The 1,284-nt window shown below is 62.0% G+C and carries 1 protein-coding gene; it reads left to right on the top strand.

All coding sequences use genetic code 11. The features are described from left to right. Positions 1–108 precede the first annotated feature (108 nt). Positions 109–1,278, top strand: a complete 1,170-nt coding sequence (locus H8B02_RS47235; protein ID WP_229172506.1) for an IS481 family transposase — start codon at positions 109–111, stop codon at positions 1,276–1,278. Positions 1,279–1,284 lie beyond the last annotated feature (6 nt).

The raw sequence follows: 1,284 nt of genomic DNA, 5'->3' as shown, positions 1-1,284 counted from the left end.
TGTCATCGCCCGGCTTGATGTTCAGCCCGGGGACATGACCGACGGGTGTTCGGGGACATAGCCGACACATCATAGTGCAGGGATTTGGCAAAGTGGGAGGCCAAGTCCATGCCCTGGCGTGAGGTGTCGGTGATGGATCAACGGCGCGAGTTTGTACGGCTTGCGATGCAGGAGGGCGCGAACCGACGCGAGCTCTGCCGTCGGTTCAACATTCACCCCGACACGGCTTACAAGTGGCTCGCACGATGGCAGGTGGATCAGTCCGTCGCGGACCGATCGCGCCGGCCGCATTCGAGCCCAGGACGAACCGATTGCAAGCTCGAAGAGCGCATTTTGTCAGTACGCGATGCTCATCCGGCGTGGGGAGCTCGCAAGATCGCTCGCTGCCTGGAACGGGAAGGCTATCATGCGCCGGCAGTTTCGACGGTCCATGAGATCTTGCGTCGAGATGGCCGTATCAAGCCTCCGCTCGGCGGCGCAGTGGCAAGCCAGCGTTTCGAGATGCCGGCCCCCAATCTGTTGTGGCAGATGGACTTCAAAGGCTGGATTCGGCTCGGCAATGACGCTCAATGCCATCCTCTGACAGTGGTCGACGACCACTCGCGCTATGATCTGTGCCTACAGGCCTGCGCCGATCAACGCACCGATACGGTGCGTAGTCGCCTGGAGAAGACCTTCCGTCATTACGGTCTGCCGGAGGCCTTCTTCGTCGACAATGGTTCACCGTGGGGGGATCCTTCTGGCGAGCGGTGGACGCGGTTCTCGGTCTGGCTGCTCAAGCTCGGCATCGCGGTCATCCACAGTCGCCCCTATCACCCGCAAAGCCGTGGCAAGAACGAACGGTTCCATCGCACGCTCGCCGCTGAGGTCTTCGCGCTGCGGCAGTTCCGTGATCTCGCGGAGACACAGCGCGCCTTTGACGCCTGGCGGGAGGTCTACAACTTCGAACGGCCGCATGAGGCGCTTGGACAGCAGGTGCCGGCCAGTCGATATCGGCCGAGCCAGCGGGCCATGCCCGATCGCTTGCCGGAGGTCGAATACGACAGCCACGAGATCGTGCGCCACGTCTCCACGACCAAGGCCTACATCAGCTTCAAGGGATGCCTTTGGAAGGTCCCGCAGGCCTTCCGCGGTGAGCGCCTTGCCATTCGTCCCTCGCCAAACAGCGCGCAATACGGTGTCTTCTTCGCCGCCCACCAAGTCGCTATCATTGATTTGGCGAGCGGAAAAAGTGTCGGCTATGTCCCCGAACACCCGTCGGTCATGTCCCCGGGCTGAACACTT

This window comes from Bradyrhizobium altum, from assembly GCF_020889705.1.
GTDB lineage: Bacteria > Pseudomonadota > Alphaproteobacteria > Rhizobiales > Xanthobacteraceae > Bradyrhizobium > Bradyrhizobium altum.
The sequence above is the reverse complement of the archived record's forward strand: the minus strand, read 5'-3'. Positions and strand labels throughout refer to the sequence as shown.

What these genes read in the sequence shown, in the direction of transcription:
- H8B02_RS47235 (WP_229172506.1), top strand. Translation starts at nt 109, where the DNA reads ATGCCCTGGCGTGAGGTGTCGGTGATGGATCAACGGCGCGAGTTTGTA.